The sequence below is a fragment of the Pseudomonas sp. MSSRFD41 genome, from assembly GCF_014230245.1.
In the GTDB taxonomy this organism is placed as follows: domain Bacteria; phylum Pseudomonadota; class Gammaproteobacteria; order Pseudomonadales; family Pseudomonadaceae; genus Aquipseudomonas; species Aquipseudomonas piscis.
Genome location: NZ_JACKZK010000002.1, coordinates 623,305 through 639,551 on the forward strand (window position 1 = coordinate 623,305; position 16,247 = coordinate 639,551).

17 protein-coding genes, 1 other RNA gene and 1 pseudogene are annotated in these 16,247 nt (G+C 63.6%); 12 read left to right on the forward strand and 7 right to left on the reverse strand.

Annotation, left to right across the window (positions count from 1 at the left end):
- The first annotated feature begins 2 nt into the window (after positions 1 to 2).
- The 10 genes from H7A76_RS06560 to H7A76_RS06605 all read left to right on the forward strand — a co-directional run bounded on the left by H7A76_RS06560 (position 3) and on the right by H7A76_RS06605 (position 8,076).
- Positions 3 to 1,391 carry a DNA circularization protein gene (locus tag H7A76_RS06560; protein WP_185697753.1) on the forward strand — a complete coding sequence of 463 codons (1,389 nt, stop codon included), beginning with the start codon at positions 3 to 5 and terminating at the stop codon, positions 1,389 to 1,391.
- Between the two features lie 5 nt (positions 1,392 to 1,396).
- Positions 1,397 to 2,509 (forward strand): phage baseplate assembly protein, encoded by a 1,113-nt coding sequence (locus H7A76_RS06565; RefSeq protein WP_185697754.1) that lies wholly within the window; start codon positions 1,397 to 1,399, stop codon positions 2,507 to 2,509.
- The gene (locus H7A76_RS06570; RefSeq protein WP_185697755.1) at positions 2,506 to 3,018 is read left to right on the forward strand and encodes a phage baseplate assembly protein V; all 513 of its coding nucleotides are present in this window, start codon (positions 2,506 to 2,508) and stop codon (positions 3,016 to 3,018) included. Before H7A76_RS06565 ends, H7A76_RS06570 begins: the two co-directional genes overlap by 4 nt.
- The gene (locus H7A76_RS06575; protein WP_185697805.1) at positions 3,018 to 3,413 is read left to right on the forward strand and encodes a phage GP46 family protein; all 396 of its coding nucleotides are present in this window, start codon (positions 3,018 to 3,020) and stop codon (positions 3,411 to 3,413) included. Before H7A76_RS06570 ends, H7A76_RS06575 begins: the two co-directional genes overlap by 1 nt.
- The gene (locus H7A76_RS06580; protein WP_185697756.1) at positions 3,403 to 4,443 is read left to right on the forward strand and encodes a baseplate J/gp47 family protein; all 1,041 of its coding nucleotides are present in this window, start codon (positions 3,403 to 3,405) and stop codon (positions 4,441 to 4,443) included. Before H7A76_RS06575 ends, H7A76_RS06580 begins: the two co-directional genes overlap by 11 nt.
- Positions 4,434 to 5,033 (forward strand): YmfQ family protein, encoded by a 600-nt coding sequence (locus H7A76_RS06585; RefSeq protein WP_185697757.1) that lies wholly within the window; start codon positions 4,434 to 4,436, stop codon positions 5,031 to 5,033. The genes H7A76_RS06580 and H7A76_RS06585 overlap by 10 nt, the downstream gene beginning before the upstream one ends.
- Position 5,034: 1 nt before the next feature.
- Positions 5,035 to 6,438, forward strand: a complete 1,404-nt coding sequence (locus H7A76_RS06590; RefSeq protein ID WP_185697758.1) for a phage tail protein — start codon at positions 5,035 to 5,037, stop codon at positions 6,436 to 6,438.
- The gene (locus tag H7A76_RS06595) at positions 6,435 to 6,806 is read left to right on the forward strand and encodes a hypothetical protein (RefSeq protein ID WP_185697759.1); all 372 of its coding nucleotides are present in this window, start codon (positions 6,435 to 6,437) and stop codon (positions 6,804 to 6,806) included. Before H7A76_RS06590 ends, H7A76_RS06595 begins: the two co-directional genes overlap by 4 nt.
- 140 nt (positions 6,807 to 6,946) lie before the next feature.
- Positions 6,947 to 7,573 carry a glycoside hydrolase family 19 protein gene (locus H7A76_RS06600; protein ID WP_185697760.1) on the forward strand — a complete coding sequence of 209 codons (627 nt, stop codon included), beginning with the start codon at positions 6,947 to 6,949 and terminating at the stop codon, positions 7,571 to 7,573.
- Positions 7,570 to 8,076: a DUF2514 family protein gene (locus H7A76_RS06605; protein ID WP_185697761.1), complete on the forward strand. Its 507-nt coding sequence runs from the start codon at positions 7,570 to 7,572 to the stop codon at positions 8,074 to 8,076. The genes H7A76_RS06600 and H7A76_RS06605 overlap by 4 nt, the downstream gene beginning before the upstream one ends.
- 73 nt (positions 8,077 to 8,149) lie before the next feature.
- Here the strand turns inward: H7A76_RS06605 and H7A76_RS06610 are convergent, their stop codons facing one another.
- The gene (locus tag H7A76_RS06610; protein ID WP_185697762.1) at positions 8,150 to 8,371 is read right to left on the reverse strand and encodes a hypothetical protein; all 222 of its coding nucleotides are present in this window, start codon (positions 8,369 to 8,371) and stop codon (positions 8,150 to 8,152) included.
- Positions 8,372 to 8,596: 225 nt separating this feature from the next.
- Between H7A76_RS06610 and H7A76_RS06615 the strand changes: the two genes are divergently transcribed.
- Together H7A76_RS06615 and H7A76_RS32755 are read left to right on the forward strand one after the other, a co-directional pair.
- Positions 8,597 to 9,304 (forward strand): haloacid dehalogenase type II, encoded by a 708-nt coding sequence (locus H7A76_RS06615; protein ID WP_185697763.1) that lies wholly within the window; start codon positions 8,597 to 8,599, stop codon positions 9,302 to 9,304.
- Positions 9,305 to 9,315: 11 nt separating this feature from the next.
- Positions 9,316 to 9,432 (forward strand): annotated as a pseudogene (locus H7A76_RS32755) (hypothetical protein); the annotation flags it as partial.
- A gap of 119 nt (positions 9,433 to 9,551) precedes the next feature.
- Here the strand turns inward: H7A76_RS32755 and ssrA are convergent.
- From ssrA to H7A76_RS06645, 6 genes are all read right to left on the reverse strand, one after another.
- Positions 9,552 to 9,945: a transfer-messenger RNA gene (gene ssrA, locus H7A76_RS06620) on the reverse strand.
- Between the two features lie 87 nt (positions 9,946 to 10,032).
- Positions 10,033 to 10,320: a hypothetical protein gene (locus H7A76_RS06625; protein WP_185697764.1), complete on the reverse strand. Its 288-nt coding sequence runs from the start codon at positions 10,318 to 10,320 to the stop codon at positions 10,033 to 10,035.
- 134 nt (positions 10,321 to 10,454) lie between these two features.
- Entirely contained in the window at positions 10,455 to 13,265 is a 2,811-nt protein-coding gene (locus H7A76_RS06630) for an FAD-binding and (Fe-S)-binding domain-containing protein (protein WP_185697765.1), read from the reverse strand.
- Positions 13,262 to 13,933 carry a lactate utilization protein gene (locus H7A76_RS06635; protein ID WP_185697766.1) on the reverse strand — a complete coding sequence of 224 codons (672 nt, stop codon included), beginning with the start codon at positions 13,931 to 13,933 and terminating at the stop codon, positions 13,262 to 13,264. The genes H7A76_RS06630 and H7A76_RS06635 overlap by 4 nt, the downstream gene beginning before the upstream one ends.
- Entirely contained in the window at positions 13,933 to 15,387 is a 1,455-nt protein-coding gene (locus H7A76_RS06640; protein WP_185697767.1) for a LutB/LldF family L-lactate oxidation iron-sulfur protein, read from the reverse strand. The genes H7A76_RS06635 and H7A76_RS06640 overlap by 1 nt, the downstream gene beginning before the upstream one ends.
- Positions 15,384 to 16,208: a (Fe-S)-binding protein gene (locus H7A76_RS06645; RefSeq protein ID WP_185697768.1), complete on the reverse strand. Its 825-nt coding sequence runs from the start codon at positions 16,206 to 16,208 to the stop codon at positions 15,384 to 15,386. The genes H7A76_RS06640 and H7A76_RS06645 overlap by 4 nt, the downstream gene beginning before the upstream one ends.
- Positions 16,209 to 16,247: the final 39 nt, after the last annotated feature.

Genomic DNA, 16,247 nt, shown 5'->3' on the forward strand with positions numbered 1-16,247 from the left:
GTGTGGCGGATAAGCCGGATACATGGCGGGAACAGTTGCACCCGGCGAGCTTTCGCGGGGTGCCGTTCTACGTTGACAGCGACGCAACCCCGGTCGGGCGTCGGACGCAGTTGCATGAATATCCCCAGCGGGACCGGCCGCAGGTGGAAGACATGGGCGCCAAGACCCGAGAAATAAAGCTCGATGCGTTCGTGATCGGCGATGACTGCTTGTTCCAGCGGGACAACCTGCTGCATGCCCTGGACACGCCCGGCTCTGGCGAGCTGGTGCATCCCTGGTTCGGTCGCCTGCAGGTGACGGCCGGGGAGGGTTGCGAGGTATCGCACGAACGCCGGGCCGGTGGCCTGGTGCGCTTCGCCCTGGTGTTCATTGAAGCCGGGGAGAAGGGCTACCCGGTCGGGGTCAAGCGTCAAGCGGTGCAGGTCGAGGAGGATTCCGAAAGCCTGCTTGAGTCGGCCATCGCTCGCTACAAGCAAGCGATGGCCGTGGTAGACCGGGCGCGGATGGCTATCACCGTGCTGCAGAACGGCATAGCCGGGATACAGCAGGTGATTCAACAGGAGTTTGGGCAACTGCTGGGCATTGTCAGCTCAGTTGAAGCCCTGGCCGACATGCTGACGAATGCCCCCGGCAACTTCGCGGCGATGATCCGCGCACAGTTCGCCGGGGTCGGGGGCCGCTCGCGGTCCTCGGGCTACCGCTGGGAGCCTTCCAGCGGCGCGCACAGCGCGGTAGCGGTCGAAGCTGATCCGGAGTTCGCCCGGACCGTTGCGCGCCTGGCAGGCACCGAACAGGACGTTCCTGGCCTAGCTGAAGCCTCGCGGGACATTGCGGCGAAAACCGAGCTGGCCCAGGGGCTGAGCGAGGACATCAAGCGCGACGCCGAGGCCGTCACGCCGGCCGGTGGCCAGGCGACGGCGGCGACGGTGCTGGCGGCGCGTGAGCTGATGCGTGACGCGCTGATCGTTCACGCGGCGCGCTCGGCGGCCTCGCTGCCGGTTGTGCCGGCTCCGGCGCCCTTGCCAGGCGTACCGGTGGTTGAACAGCAGGTATCGGCGCCGATCACTCGGCCCGAGGTGCCGGCAGCGGCGGACGTGATCGAGCTGCGCGACGCGCTGAACGATGCGCTCTGGTCGGCCGCCCTGGTGGCCGATCATGAGCATTTCCAGGCCCTGGAAGCGCTGCGCAAGAGCGCGAAGGCGCATCTGTCCGAAGTCGCCGCCGCTGGGGTGCGCCTGGTGGTGGTCGAGCGCAAGGAAAGCCTGCCGGCGGTTGTGCTGGCTTATCAGTGTTTCGGCGACGCTTCCCGCGCCGAGGAAATCGTTACGCGTAACAAAGTCTCGCACCCCGGGTTTCTGCCGGCGGGTGCGCTGTACGTCGCCCAGGAGTAACCCCCATGCATGAACCGAACGCTGTCACGCTGAGCGTGAACGGCCTGGATTATGGCGGCTGGAAGAAAGTGAGCATCAGCGCCGGCATAGAGCGCCTGTGTCGAGACTTCAAACTCGACGTGACCTGGCGCTGGCCTGATCAGGCCAAGGAAACCCCGATTCGCCAGGGCGACTATTGCCAAGTGCGGATCGGTGGCGACCTGGTGCTATCGGGCTGGATCTTCGGCACACCGGTCAGCTACGACAGCAAGTCAGTAACGCGCTCGATTCAAGGGCGATCCGTGACCGCGGATCTGGTCGATTGCTCGGCGATCAACAAGCCCGGGCAGTGGAAGGGGCAGAGCATCCAGCAGATTGTGCAGGCCCTGGCCGAGCCCTACGGCGTCCAGGTGCGCAGCCAGGCCGACGAAACGACAAAGCTTGCTGAGCACAGCATCGAGCCCGGGGAGTCAGTGTTCGAGTCCATCGACCGGCTGTTGACCCTTTCGCGCCTGCTGGCCACCGACGACAGCCAGGGCCGGGTAGTGATCATTCGCCCAGGCAGCGCCGGCCGGGCCGTGGACAGCCTGCAGCTGGGGAAGAACATCCTGACCGGTTCGGCAGACCTGGACTTTTCCGGGGTGTTTTCTGAATACGTTGTCACCGGCCAGCGCGCCGGCAATGACGACGACTACGGCGCCAAGGCCTCGGAAATCAAGGCCTTGGCCGCAGACCCTCGCGCAGCGCGCAAGCGCGTACTGCAGATTCACGAAAGCGGCCAGATGACGCCGGAGCTGGCCAGCGCTCGGGCGAACTGGGAGCGCGGCAGTCGCATGGGCAAGGCGCTAACCCTGCACTACAAGATCCAGGGCTGGCGGCAGTCGAACGGCGCGCTGTGGCTGCCGAACATGATTGTTCGGGTAGTCGATCCGCTGATCGGCATGGACCGTGACCTGCTGATCAGTGAAATCGAGTACAGCCTCGACGAGTCCGGCACCGTCGCGAATCTCACGGTGGCGCCGCCGGACGCTTTCGAGCCGGAGCCGAAAGACCCGCACAAGAGCCGCAAGCTCAAGAAGGGCGGCAAGGCGGACAACTTCGAATACCTCATCCCAGCCGACTGGAAGCCCGAATCATGAGACCAGCACGCAACAACGTGGCCCGGGGGGAGGTCGCCCTGGTGAGTCCTGCCGGCAAGCTGCAGGCGCTGCAAATGCGCCTGACTGCCGACGAGATCCGCGACGGCCTGGAACACTTCGAACCCTACGGCATCACGTCCAACCCGCACCCCGGCGCCGAGGGTGTCGCGCTGTTCCTGGGCGACGGCCGCTCGCATGGCGTGGTGCTGAACGTGGCAGACCGCCGCTTTCGCTTGCAGGGGCTCCAGTCCGGAGAGGTGGCCTTGTACACCGACGAAGGCGACGTGCTGCATTTCAAGCGCGGCCGGGTGATCGAGATTGAAACCGTAACGCTCAAGGTCAAGGCCTCGGGCGGTGTGGAGTTCGATACCCCGGAGATCCGCACCACCGGGAAATTCGTCTCGGCCGGCGATCAGGTGGCCGCCGGCATTAGCCAGGTGCAGCACGCACACACCGGGGTTATGCCCGGAAATGGCCAGTCCGGTCCGCCTGCAGGGGGTGGCCAGTGATCCTGCAAGACGACGCTACCGACGCCGCCTGGCAGCGCGCCGCCGTTATCAGCCTGCTGACCTGGCGCCGCGCCGGTCCTGACGACCGGATCGACGACGCCGAGCGCTTCGGCTGGTGGGGCGACAGCTTCCCCAGCTTGGCTAACGACCGCATCGGCTCGCGACTGTGGCAACTGCGCCGCCGAAAGCTGACCGCCGAAACCGCGCAGACGGCCGAGGCATTCGCCCGTGAGGCCCTGGCCTGGATGCTCGAGGACGGCCGGGCCACGGGCGTTACGGTCACGACCACTCGCGGGGTGGATCGGCTGGAGCTGCAGGTGCTGCTAACCCTGCGCGACGGCCGAACGATCGATGTTCAACTAGACGACTTATGGCAGGTGATCAATGCCGTTTAATACCCCCAGCCTGCCCGAGCTGATCAGCCGCGAGCTGTCGAGCCTGGCCGGCTCCAGCGCCCTGGTGCGCTCCGATGCCGAGGTGCTGGCCAGGGTGCTGGCCGCTGCATCGTTCGGCCGTTACGGGCATCAGAAGTACATAGCTGACCAGATTCTGCCGGACACTGCAGACGAGGAAACGTTGCTGCGCATGGCCCAGGCGCGACTCAAGCGCGGGCGCCTACAGGCGGTGGCCGCGTCCGGCGTGGCGGCGTTCACCGGGGCCCCTTCGGCGGTCCTCGATGCCGGCACGCTGCTGCAGCGTGATGACGGCGTGCGCTTTCGCGTTACGGTAACGACGACCCTGACCGGCCCGGCCGGCGAGGCGAAGTTAGAGGCCCTGGAGCCGGGCCCCCTGGGCAACACCAGCGCCGGGGCCACTCTGCGCCTGGTGTCGCCCGTGCTGGGCGTCAACGCGGTGTTTACCGTGCAAGCCCCTGGGCTGCGCGGTGGCGTCGCCCAGGAGAGCGTAGAAGCGCTACGCGCCCGGGTGATTCGCTCGTATCGAGTGATCCCCCACGGCGGCAGTACCAGCGATTACGAAACCTGGGCCCTGGAAGTGGCCGGCGTTACCCGCGCCTGGGTCGTTCGGCACTACATGGGGCCGGGCACGGTCGGGCTGTTTTTCATGCGCGACAACGATCCGGACCCGATCCCCAGCGCGCAGGCGTGCGCCGAGGTACGCGCATACATCGAGCGCGAGCGGCCAGTAACGGCTGAACTGTACGTGCTGCCGCCGGCTGAAAAGCCGGTGCAGTACGAAATCAAGGTAACGCCCGACAGCTCGGCGGTGCGCCGAGCGGTAGAAGCTGCGCTGATCGATCTGCACAGCCGGGAATCAGCCCTGGGCGCGGAGCTGCTGTTGACGCATATCCGCGAGGCCATCAGCGGCGCCACCGGCGAGCGCGATCATGAGTTGCTGAGTCCTACGGCGAACGTCAAGGCGGCGCCGAATCAGCTGCTGACCTATGGGGGTGTGTTGTGGCGATAAGAACCGCCGAGGACTACCGCGCCCAGCTGCAGGCGCTGCTGCCCCCGGGGCCGGCCTGGGATCGGGAATTTAACCCCGGGCTGGACTCGCTGCTGCAAGTGGCGGCGGATCTGCTCGCCCGCGAAGACGCCCGGGCGGCGGATCTGCTGGCCGAAAGCAACCCATACACGGTGCGCGAGCTGGTGCCTGACTGGGAACGTGTGATGCACCTGCCCGACCCCTGCTTGGGCGAGTCGCCGAAGTTCGAAGACCGGCAGCTGGCTGTCCGGCGCCGGCTGATCGAGGCGGGCGGCCAGTCGCCGGCCTATTTCGTCGATTTGGCTGTCAGCCAGGGCTATTCGGGTGCCCGCGTGATTGAGCATCGAGCGCCGCGCTTTGGCCGCGCCCGGTTCGGCCTGGGGCACTTCGGCACCTGGTCAGCGCAATTCATGTGGACGCTCGACACCGGCCCCCGGCGGCGCCTGGGCCGTCGCTTCGGCGCGGCCTACTTCGGCGAGCAGTTCGGCGGCAATCCTTCCGGCGCCCTGGAGTGCGCCTTGCGGCGCAGCGCACCCGCGCACGCTATCGAATACATCAAGTACGGGAACTGATATGGACTATCCAAAAAGCATTCCAGGCGTTGGCCTGGTGGACGGGCATTTTGTTGACGAGAACCCGGCGACCGGGCAAGTCGGCTCGCTGATCCCGGCCGCGTGGGGCGACGCGATCACGCAAGAGATTCTGAACGTGATCAAGGCCGCCGGCCTGGCGCCGAGTGAATCGAATGTCAGCCAGCTGGCGGCCGCTGTGCAGGCCATTGCCGCATCCGACGTCAAGCGCTCGGTACTGGTGGCCACCACCGGCCCTATCGCGCTGAGCGGCCTGCAGACTATCGACGGCGTAGCCGTCCCGGCCGGGGCTCGGGTGCTGGTGAAGAACCAAGCCAACGCGGCGCAGAACTGGATTTACGTAGCCAGCGCCGGCCCCTGGACGCGGGCCCAGGATGCCGACGATAGCGCGAAGTGCACGCCCGGCCACCTGATCGGCGTGCAGTCCGGCACGTTGAATGCCGGCGCGCTCTGGCAGTTGGCAAACACTGCAGCCCCGGTGCTGGGCACCACCGCATTGACCTTCGTCCTAGCGCTGGGGAAGACGGGCGTTGTTGCCGGCGAGTTTCGGCGGGTGATTGTCGATGCGTTCGGTCGTGTCACTGGAGGAAGCAACCCCGACACCCTGGGCGGGTACGGCATCACGGATGCAGTAACGAAAAGCGAGTTGAATAGCGCGGTTGCTAACTTGCTGCCGAAGTCTGGCGGGACGGTCTCAGGCTCAATAGTTCTTAACAATGGAACTATTGATTCTCCGGAAATCTCATGGCAAACGCCGGGATTTGATATTCGTGCTGATGTTGTGGGTAAGACCTTAAGGTTTTTCTCGGTAAATGACGGGGAAACTACATTCCCTTTAACGCTGGACGTGATTAATAAAACGGTGCAGCTGTTCGGCAATACAGCCTGGCACTCTGGGAACTTAAAGCCGCAAGACAAAGCCGATAAGGCGAGTACCTTAGCCGGTTACGGTATTAACGACGCTTTCACAAAGACAGAGACTACCGGCCAGATTAATCAGGCGGTAAAGCCCGTTTCAGACAGGGTTACGGTACTTGAGCAGCGCCAGGGCTTCACTAAGCAAGCGGCAACGCCTGAGCAAGTAATTACGGAAGGAGGCAGCCTAACAATTCCGCATGGTCTCGGTACGTGGCCGGTGTTGTGGGAAGCCTATTTAGTCTGCAAAGAAGCGGAGCACGGTTATTGGCCGGGGGCGGTTCTCAGCATTGCGAGTTCTGCGCCAGATAACGCATATCACCTTGGCATTACGGTAGTTCCTGATCAGAGCAACCTTAATTGCAAGTATGGGACTCAAACGGGCGTGTTCTTTGTCCTCGACTGGAACACTAGAACTACCAAAATTATTACACCGTCAAAGTGGCGAGTATTTTTTAGGGTGTGGGCATGAGTACAAAGTTTGTTGTAGATGGGCAGGGCAAGTATCTCGGCGGCTTCGGCGAAGGCGTCCCGCTGCCGGCGGACAGTATTGAAGTGGCCACGGCGCCCGAGAGCGCGGATCAGCCGTGGTTGTTCCCGGGCTGGGGGCCGAGCCCGGCCAGGGCGCGCCGCGCCGAGGAAGCGTGGCGCGATGGCGAGTTAAGCATCATTGCAGGCCAGTTGCAGGCCCTGGAAGAAGCCGAAGCGGGGGTGCCGCCGGAGGATCTGTTGCCGGGGGCGCGTAGCGCCTGGCTGAAATATCGGGGTTTTGTTCGGAACTGGACCGAAGAAAAAGAGGGCTACCCCGAGGCCGATCAACGTCCGAAACGGCCAGAATAGAGCTGCCTACCCTGCGCATAGATCCGCTGCAGCGGAAGGGTTTCCCGGCCAGCATCGAGTGGCCGGCGATGCCAGGTGAACCGACCCCATGACGCCCCGCATTGACGGGGCGTTTTCTTTTCCGACATAGAGGTTCTTTTATGCCTATTACAGAACAGCAGCTGCTGCAGATCCTCCCGAACGCCCGCCCTGTAGCGGGCGTTTTTGTTCCTGCCCTCAACCGCGCGATGGCTCGCTGGAAGATCGATTCCCGCGTGCGTCAGGCCGCGTTCCTGGCCCAGGTCGGGCATGAGTCTGGCCAACTGCGCAGCCTGGTCGAGAACCTGAACTACAGCGCTGACGCCCTGGTGCGCACCTGGCCCAACCGGTTCACCGCGGAGACCGCTGCCGCCTGCGCTCGTCAGCCTGAGAAGATCGCCAACAAAGTGTATGGCGGCCGCATGGGCAATGGCCCGGAGGCTTCCGGTGACGGTTGGAGATTCCGCGGTCGAGGCCTGCTGCAGGTCACTGGCCGGTCGAACTATGTCGCCGCCGGCGTAGGCCTGGGACTGCCACTGGAGACCCAGCCCGAGCTACTCGAGCAACCAGAACAAGCCGCCCAGTCCGCCGCATGGTGGTGGGCCCAGCATGGACTCAACGAACTGGCCGACGCCGGCCGTATCCGGGATATCGGCAGCATCATCAACACCGGTTCGCTAGGCCGCGTGCCGAACGGTGCGGCAGATCGCCAGGCCCTCTATGACCTGGCGCTGAAGGTGCTTGCATGAGCGCCTGGGTGCTACGCGCGGTCGTCCTGCTGCTGATCCTCGCCTCTTACTGGGGGATCTACCAGCACGGGCGATCAGTCGAGAATGCGGAATGGCAGGCCCGCTGGAGCGCACGTGACGCCGGCGACAAACAGGCCTGGGCCCTGGGAGAGGCCGCGGAGCGTGACAAAGAGCAGGCCCGGCAGAACTCAATCAACAAGGCGGTCCAAGATGGGCAACGCAAAATCGATCAAGCTGCAGCTGATGCTGTTACCGCTCGCGCTGCTGCTGGGAGCTTGCAGCGCACAGTCGACGATCTCGCCGAGCGCCTCAAGCGTACGGCCAGCAGCAATTCCTGCACTGCCGCCGCAAGCGCGGCAGCAACCCGTGCCGTCATGGTGCTTGCCGACGTGCTCAAGCGCGCTGATCAAAGAGCGGAAGATCTGGCAGCAACTGCTGATCAACGCGGAGCAAGGGGAGTGACGTGTGAGCAGGCCTATGACGCAGTTGCTGGAGGGCCATAACTAACAGCGCTGGCTCGGCCTTGGTATCTGCCTGCGAAGATCCTCGTTTGTGCGTCGTGGCTCTCGCGGAGATTCAAGCTCCAGAGCTCTGTTGCTCATCCGCCAGTGCTTGTATGAGTTCAACTTCGGCGCGAATGTTCTGGCATATCTCCATCAGGTCCTCAGCTTCATCAGTTTTGCCAGCGACGACGAGGCCGCTGGCAATCCTAAGAATATCCGCTGCCGCCCAATCTAAAGTCAGTGCTGCTGACTCTAAGTTTTCGAAGAGTTGCTGATTGGAGTGCTTGAGCGGCATTGATTGTTCCTGTCGATCGATTAAATCACTAGACTAAATCATTTGACCATCAGGTTGTCGTGACGATGCAAGGCGTCACTTAAATTCATATTGATAATGCCCCTACATAAATCAGTTCGTGGGTAGCTTGCAAATTAGCTATATGGGATGTAATGGAACGAAAACTCATGAGGCGTCAATCGTTGCATGCCAGTCCAAGCGTCCTGACTCGAGGGAGAAAAGGCAGTGAATACGCTTCAGGCTTTAATTTTCGATGTTCAGGGGACCGTCACCGATTTTCGTTCGAGCATCGCGCAACAGGCGGCAGCTATTGCGGGTAGCCGGGCTACCAGTGTTGACTGGGGATGTTTTGTTGATGACTGGCGAGGCAAGTATCGACCGGCCCTCGATGACATACTTTGCGGCAGGCGGCCATGGTCGTCTGTGGATCGCCTCTATCGATGCGCACTCGATGAGGTCATCGAGACGTACGATGTAGGATTCCTCAACCCCGAGGAGCGTGAGCGCATCAATTTCGCTTGGCAGACGATCGCTCCCTGGCCCGATGCCGTCCAGGGCCTGAACCGGCTCAAGGCGCGATTCAAGATAGCGACCTTGTCAAATGCCGACGTAAGTGCGGTGGTCAATATATCAAAGGCCGGGAAATTACCTTGGGATGCCATCTTCGCTGCCGAGATGGTCGGTACCTTCAAGCCCGATCCACGGACTTATGACATGGCGCTGCGCTACCTGGGCGTGGCTGCCGGTGATGCCATGATGGTTGCCTGTCACAAATACGATCTGCTGGCTGCGAGGGCTCAGGGCATGAAAACCGCGTTCGTGGCCAGGCCGCTGGAGTTCGGCCCGGAAGGCGATGTCGATACCGCGTTTGATGAGCGGTTCGATATCAATGCGCGAGACTTCCTGGACTTGGCTGATCAACTCGAATGCTGAGTAATGGCCGTGCCGGCCTGCGCAAGACCGACAGCTTGGAGATGAAGGTGCGTGCGTTGCTGGCTGAGCGTCGGCAGCGGATTGGGTACGAGCGGTTGTTGGAAGCGGCAGCGGACGCCTGCCGGTAAGAGCTGCGCCTCACTACATAAGCTGTCATTAAGCTGGCATAACCGAGCCAAAACAGCCCCTTCAAGCACAAAAAAGGCACTTGCGAGATTCGCTAAGCGCCTGATTTGTAAGGATTGTTTGGTGGAGCCGGGGGGATTTGAACCCCCGTCCGCCAGTACTCCGCTGTCGGTCCTACATGCTTAGCCGTGTCTATTGAGTTAACCCTCAGCGACCCGACGGGCAGGGTGCTTTGGGCGAGTTGTGTAAGTTTTAGCCGCTTCGTCCACAACGTACTGCACGGCGATTCTGTTCTATATGACAATCATTTCGGGTTTACAGACATCCCCTGATGATTGCTGGACCCGAAGGTACCAGGGGGGAAGGGCTAGCGCCGCTTACGCAGCGAGAGCGTAATCCCCGTAGGTTTCGTCATTGGCAACTATAGGAAGTTGCAACAGTGGATTTACGAGTTCTGTTACCAACTCGGCATGCACCTAAAGTTTCGCAACCGGCGTCGAATCCAAAACGGCCCCGAGCCTGTCATGCATCGACAACAGGTTGGCGGATTCTACGCTAATCGTCGTCAGAAGGCCAACCCGAAGGTTGGCTTTGGTGGTGCGCTACTGATCGCCCTTGGTGTTGTTCTGCAACATCTGGATCGCCTGGGTGGTCAGGGAGATGCAGTTCTTGGTGCCCTGCTCGGTGCCCTTGGCCTGTTCGTCGGTGGCTTGCTGGACCTTGGCATCGATGTCGCTGCCAAGGTCCGAGCTCATGGCTTCGGTGCTGACCTTGGCGTCGCGGATCTTTTGCAGGTTGATCTGGCACAGGTCTTCTTGCCCGGCGGCGAACGCCGGTGAGGCCAACATTGCAGTAGTGATGAACAGTCCAGCCAGTGCAGAGCGCTTCATGGTCGTCTCCTTGGATCACAGGGGGGAGGCCCGCTTTTGTCGTGGGCCTGGAGAGTGGACTGCGCCCGTGGGCCGGGGTTCTCTTTTTGTACGAAAAGGCCGGAGTGGGCGCCCGTCGCCGGGCGCCCTGGGCCTCAGGCGGATTTGGCGCGGGTGACCCGGTCCACCAGGTAGACCAGCCCGTGATAGTCGATCCCGCCATGCTGGCTGAGGCCGATTTCACAGGTGCGGCTGGTGGAGATGCCTTCGCTGCAGTACTGCACCGCGTCCTTGAGGCTGCGCAGCGAGTGGGCATTGAGCTCCGGGGTGGTGAAGCCCTTGTCGCCGGCGAAACCGCAGCAGTGGATGCCTTCGGGGATCACCACGTTGTTGCTGCAACGCCGGGCCAGCTCGATCAGCGCCTGGCTTTCCCCCAGGTGCTGGGTGCTGCAGGTGACGTGCACGGCGATCGGTGCTTCCTGGGGCGTGAACTCCAGGCGATCCAGCAGATGGGTGCGGATGAAGCGCACCGGATCATAGAGGTCCAGGCGCACGTCGCCCAGGTCCTGTACCAGGCGCAGGGTGCAGGGGCTGGTATCGCAGTAGATCGGGTCGAGGCCGCCACGGCTGGCGTGGAGCAGGGCGCCGATCAGTTCCTGACGCTTGTCCTCGGCCTGGGTCGCATACCCCTTGGAGGCGAACGGCTGGCCACAGCAGAGGTTGTCCAGGTTGTCCGGCAGCACCACCTGGTAGCCGGCTTTCTCCAGCAGGCCGCGGGTCTTCTCGTACAGCGAGCCTTGCTCCTTGTCGCCCGCCGCCGGCCCCATCACCCGCGACACGCAGGCCGCCAGGTATACCACCCGTGGGCGTGAATCCTGCGCGGCCGGGCTGAAGCGAATGGCTTTCTCCGGTTGTGGCATGGCGTTGGTCCATTGTGGCACCCGCCCTTTGGACAACCGGGTCAGGCCCGCCGACAGCTTGCCCAGGCGCGGTGCGCCCAGCAGCAGGCGTGCGCCATTGGCCACGTGCAACGTAAAGCGGGCGCCTTGCAAGGTGCTGGCGAAGTGGCTGCTGAGCCAGTCGGCGGTGCCGGCGTGGCTGGCCTGTTCGCTGCGCAGTTTCTTCACCAGCTCGCCGGTGTTGATGCCCACCGGACAACGCTGGGCGCACAGGCCAGTGGCGGCGCAAGTGTCGACGCCCTGGTACTGGTAGGCCGCCTCCAGCTCCGTGGTGTCGATGCCGGCGCGCTTGCGGGCCTGGATATCGCGCCAGATCACGATGCGCTGGCGTGGGCTCAGGGTCAGCCCCTTGGACGGGCACACCGGCTCGCAGAAGCCGCACTCGATGCACTTGTCCACAATCTCATCGGCCGCCGGTAGCGGCTTGAGGTGCTTGAGGTGGATCTGCGGATCCTCGCTGAGCACTACGTCGGGGTTGAGAATGCCGTTGGGGTCCAGCAGGCGCTTGAGCTGCCACATCAGCTGGTAGGCATCGCTGCCCCACTCCAGCTCGACGAAGGGCGCCATGTTGCGCCCGGTGCCGTGCTCGGCCTTGAGCGAACCACCGAACTCCACGGCCACCAGTTGTGCCACGTCATCCATGAAGGCCTGGTAGCGCTGCACCTCTTCGGTGCTGTTGAAGCCTTGGGTGAAGACGAAATGCAGGTTGCCTTCCAGGGCATGGCCGAACAGGATCGCCTCGTCGTAGCGGTGCTTGTCGAACAGCTCGATCAGGCGATTGACGCCGATGGCCAGTTGTTCGACCGGGAAGGTCACGTCCTCGATGATCACCGTGGTGCCGGTCTTGCGCACGGCGCCGACGGCCGGGAAGGTGTCCTTGCGGATTGCCCAGAGCTTGGCGTTTTCCTGCGGGTCCTCGCTGAAGTCCACCTGTTTTTCCACCGCGAAAGTGGCCAGGGAATCCATGATCTGCGCCAGTTGCTCATGCAGCAGCGACGAGGAGGCCGCGCGGGACTCGATCAGCAGGGCGCAGGCGTTGGCCGAGAGCTGGCGGACGAAGGCCGGCATGCCGGGCTTGTCCTGCACCGAGCGTAGGCTGCGACGGTCCAGCAGCTCCACCGCCGACACCGGCTGGCTCTTGAGCACGGTCACCGCGTTGCAGCAGGTCTCCACATCGGGGAAGACGATCAGGGCCGAGGCCTTGTGCGGATGATCGACCACGGTGTCGTAGGTCACTGCGCTGATGAACCCCAGGGTGCCCTCGGAGCCCACCAGCAGGTGGCTGAGGATCTCCAGCGGCTCGTCGAAGTCCACCAGGGCATTGAGTGACAGGCCGGTGGTGTTCTTCAGCCGATACTTGTGGCGGATGCGGCTGGCCAACTCGCTGTTGGCGCGGGTGGCGCGGCCCAGTTCCGCCAGGCGTTGCAGCAGCGCAGCGTGGCTGTGGCGAAAGGCGGCGACGCTGGCGGCGTCCTCGGTGTCCAGGCGCGTGCCATCGGCCAGGACCACGCGGATGCCGGCCAGGGTGTGGTAGCTGTTCTGGGCGGTGCCGCAGCACATGCCGCTGGCGTTGTTGGCGACGATGCCGCCAATCTTGCAGGCGTTGATCGAGGCCGGGTCGGGGCCGATCTTGCGTCCGAACGGCGCCAGCCAGGCGTTGGCCTGGGCACCGATGACCCCGGGTTGCAGGCGGATCTGCGCGCCCTGGTCGCGGATCTCCCGGGCGTTCCAGTTATCCCCGAGGACGATCAGCACCGAATCGCTGATGGCCTGCCCGGAAAGGCTGGTGCCGGCGGCGCGGAAGGTCACCGGTACCTGGTCGCGCTGGGCCAGTTGCAGCAGGGCGACCACTTCGTCCTCGGATTCGACGCGGATCACCAGCTTGGGGATCAGCCGGTAGAAGCTGGCGTCGGTGCCGAAGGCCAGGGTCGAGAGTGGGTCGTCGAAGCGCCGTTCCTGGGGAATCAGGCGCTGGGCGTCACGCAGAAAAGTGGCCGGCAGGCTCATTGGTCCTCCAGGATCAGCACCACCAGGTCTTTCGGGCCGTGGGCACCGTAAGCCAGGACTTGCTCGATATCAGCGGTTTTCGATGGGCCGGAAACCAGCAGCGCGTTGGTCGGCATGCCGGCGGCCCAGTTCATCTGTTGCTGCACCTGGTAGAAGTTGTCGCGGATCTCGCTGGCCTTGAGCAGGGCGAAATGCACCGGCGGCACCAGGCTCATCAGCCGCGGTTCCTCGCGGGTCGGCCAGAGGATCAGGCTGCCGGTGGCGGCGATGGCGCCCAGGGTGCCGGTGAGGCTGGCCGGGGTGTCGTTGAACAGCTCGGCCTTCCATTCTTCCACTGGCCGATCGTAGGTCTTGAGCTCGGGCAGCTCGGGATGTTCGGCCCAGTGCTGCTGCACCTGCTGGCCATGGGCGGTGCCCGGGGCGATCAGCAGGCTGGGCAGTTGGCGCTCCTGGAGCAGGCGGGCGAGCAATCCGGGCCACTCGGCCGCGCGGCTCAGGTGGATCTCGGTGTGCACCGCTTCCATCTGTTTGCGCAACTGCGGGATGCGTTGCTCGGCGGTGTAGGTATAGGGCTCGGTGACCAGCGCCTCGTCGAAGTTATCCACAATCGGCGTGGTGCCGCTCAGGCTGTTACGCAGCTTGGCGAGGATGTTGTGCTTGGCGCTCATCAGCGATCTTCCTGCTTGGCCAGGTGCTCGCGGGCCAGGTCGTGCAGCGACCGGGCGGCGGGTTTTGGCGCGCTGTGGTTCTGGGTCCAGGGGCCGACGTTGCTCGGGGCCAGTGCCCGCAACCGGGTGGCCGCCAGGGTGAACAGGCGATACAGGGTGGGCGAGCTGTTCAGCCGCGCCCAGGCGTTCCAGATGAAACGCTCCTTGCGCGAGAACTTGCTGCCCTGGCCGCGCATCACCGGGTGCGGGCTGTCCGGGGCCTTGACGTTCTCTTCGCGCAGGCGCCGCAGCAATGCCGGGATCGGGATCTTCACCGGGCAGACTTCGCCGCAGGCACCGCACAGCGACGAAGCGCTGGGATGATCCGGGACCTTGGCCAGGCCCACCATGTGCGGGGTGATGATCTTGCCGATCGGTCCCGGGTAGACCTCGCCATAGGTGTGGCCGCCGACCCTCGTGTACACCGGGCAGTGGTTCATGCAGGCGCCGCAGCGGATGCAGTTCAGGGTCTGGCGCAGTTCGCTGTCGGCAAACGCCTGGCTGCGACCGTTGTCCAGCAGCACCAGGTGCACTTCCTGGGGGCCGTCCAGCTCATGCTCTTTGCGCGGGCCGGAGATCATGTTGACGTAGGTGGTGATCGGCTGGCCCAGGGCCGAGCGGGTCAGCAGCGACAATAGCGGCACTACGTCGCGCAGGTTCTCGACCACTTTCTCGATCCCGGTGACGGCGATATGCACCGGCGGCACGGTGGTGGACATGCGCCCGTTGCCTTCGTTTTCCACCAGCAGCAGGGTGCCGGTCTCGGCCACGGCGAAGTTGACGCCGGAGACGCCGATATCGGCTTCGAAGAATTTCTGCCGCAGGACCCTGCGACCGATCTGGATGAGTTGGTCGACGTCCTTGGTGTACTCCACGCCAAGTTTGTCGTGGAACAAGGACGCGACCTGACCGGCATTCTTGTGGATCGCCGGCATGATGATGTGTGAAGGCTTCTCGTGGTCGAGCTGGACGATGAACTCGCCCATGTCCGACTCAAGGCATTCAATGCCTTGTTCAGCGAGGACATGGTTCATTTCCATTTCCTCGCTGACCATCGATTTGCCCTTGATCACTTGCCGTGCCTCGTGAGCACGGATGATCGAAAGAACGATGCCATTGGCCTCGTCCACCGTTTCCGCCCAGTGCACTGTCACACCGTTGCGGGTCAGGTTCTGTTCCAGGCGCTCGAGCAGGTCGGGCAGCTTGGACAACGCCCGGGCGCGAATCGCATTGCCCAGGGCGCGCAGGTGTTCGCGCTCAAAGGCATCGCTGAACGATGCCGCCCGCTTGGCCATGAGTGAATCCATGGCGCTGCGGAAGTTGTTGCGCAGTTGCTGGTCGCCCAGGGCCAGATGGGCCCGGGTGCGAAAGTCGTCCGCCACCGTCGTGGTCGGAATCAGCTCGGGAGTGCTCATCGGGCACCTCCGGTACGCTGCCAGAGGAAGCTCGCCAGGTGCTGGCCGCGCAATGCCTCTCTTTGTTTCTCCAGGGCGCCGTTGATGTTCATCAGGCAGCCGCAGTCGGCACTGACCACCTGGTGCGCGCCGGAGTCCTTAAGGGCGCGGGTCTTGTCCGCGACCATGGCGCCGGAGATATCCGGCATTCGGACGCTGAAAGTCCCGCCAAAGCCACAGCATTCGCTTTCGTGGCTGTGTTCTACCCGTTCCACGTTGCCCAGTTGTGACAGCAGCTCACGCCCGTGCAGGTGGGTGTTCATTTCCCGGCGCGCCGAGCAGGAGGTGTGCAAGGCCACCTTGATCGGCTCACCGCTGTCCTTGAGTTGCACCTTGCACACATGCAGGAGGAACTCGGCCAGCTCATAGGTGCGTGCGGCCAGGGCCTGCACCTGTGCCAGGGTCTCGGGCTCGTCCTTGAACAAGTCCGCGTAGTGCTCGCGAATCATCCCGGCGCAGGAGCCCGAGGGCACCACCACCGGATAATCCCCGGCGAACAGCGCCAGTTGCGCGCGGGCCACGGTGCGCGCCTGCTCGGTGTAACCGCTGGTGTAGGCCGGTTGTCCGCAGCAGCTTTGCCCCTGTGGGTATTCCACGCGAATGCCTTCGCGCTCCAGCAGGTGGATCGCATCCATCCCGGCTTCGGGATAGAACAGATCGACCACGCAAGTGCCGAACAGGTAGACCCGCGCCGGCTTGGCGCCGGGGTACTGCCGGGGCTCGGCCAAAGGTGGCGCGACACGGGTCGCATTGGGCACGGCGTTGTAGAAAAGCTCGCTCATCAGGCGTGTCTCCGGGTGGTCCCGGTTATTCGTCTGTCG

Excerpts from the sequence above, each read along its gene's own strand:
- H7A76_RS06565 (WP_185697754.1), top strand. The coding sequence starts at position 1,397 with ATGCATGAACCGAACGCTGTCACGCTGAGCGTGAACGGCCTGGATTAT.
- H7A76_RS06570 (WP_185697755.1), top strand. The coding sequence starts at position 2,506 with ATGAGACCAGCACGCAACAACGTGGCCCGGGGGGAGGTCGCCCTGGTG.
- H7A76_RS06580 (WP_185697756.1), top strand. The coding sequence starts at position 3,403 with ATGCCGTTTAATACCCCCAGCCTGCCCGAGCTGATCAGCCGCGAGCTG.
- H7A76_RS06590 (WP_185697758.1), top strand. The coding sequence starts at position 5,035 with ATGGACTATCCAAAAAGCATTCCAGGCGTTGGCCTGGTGGACGGGCAT.
- H7A76_RS06595 (WP_185697759.1), top strand. The coding sequence starts at position 6,435 with ATGAGTACAAAGTTTGTTGTAGATGGGCAGGGCAAGTATCTCGGCGGC.
- H7A76_RS06600 (WP_185697760.1), top strand. The coding sequence starts at position 6,947 with ATGCCTATTACAGAACAGCAGCTGCTGCAGATCCTCCCGAACGCCCGC.
- H7A76_RS06605 (WP_185697761.1), top strand. The coding sequence starts at position 7,570 with ATGAGCGCCTGGGTGCTACGCGCGGTCGTCCTGCTGCTGATCCTCGCC.
- H7A76_RS06610 (WP_185697762.1), bottom strand. The coding sequence starts at position 8,371 with ATGCCGCTCAAGCACTCCAATCAGCAACTCTTCGAAAACTTAGAGTCA.
- H7A76_RS06625 (WP_185697764.1), bottom strand. The coding sequence starts at position 10,320 with ATGAAGCGCTCTGCACTGGCTGGACTGTTCATCACTACTGCAATGTTG.
- H7A76_RS06630 (WP_185697765.1), bottom strand. The coding sequence starts at position 13,265 with ATGAGCCTGCCGGCCACTTTTCTGCGTGACGCCCAGCGCCTGATTCCC.
- H7A76_RS06635 (WP_185697766.1), bottom strand. The coding sequence starts at position 13,933 with ATGAGCGCCAAGCACAACATCCTCGCCAAGCTGCGTAACAGCCTGAGC.
- H7A76_RS06640 (WP_185697767.1), bottom strand. The coding sequence starts at position 15,387 with ATGAGCACTCCCGAGCTGATTCCGACCACGACGGTGGCGGACGACTTT.
- H7A76_RS06645 (WP_185697768.1), bottom strand. The coding sequence starts at position 16,208 with ATGAGCGAGCTTTTCTACAACGCCGTGCCCAATGCGACCCGTGTCGCG.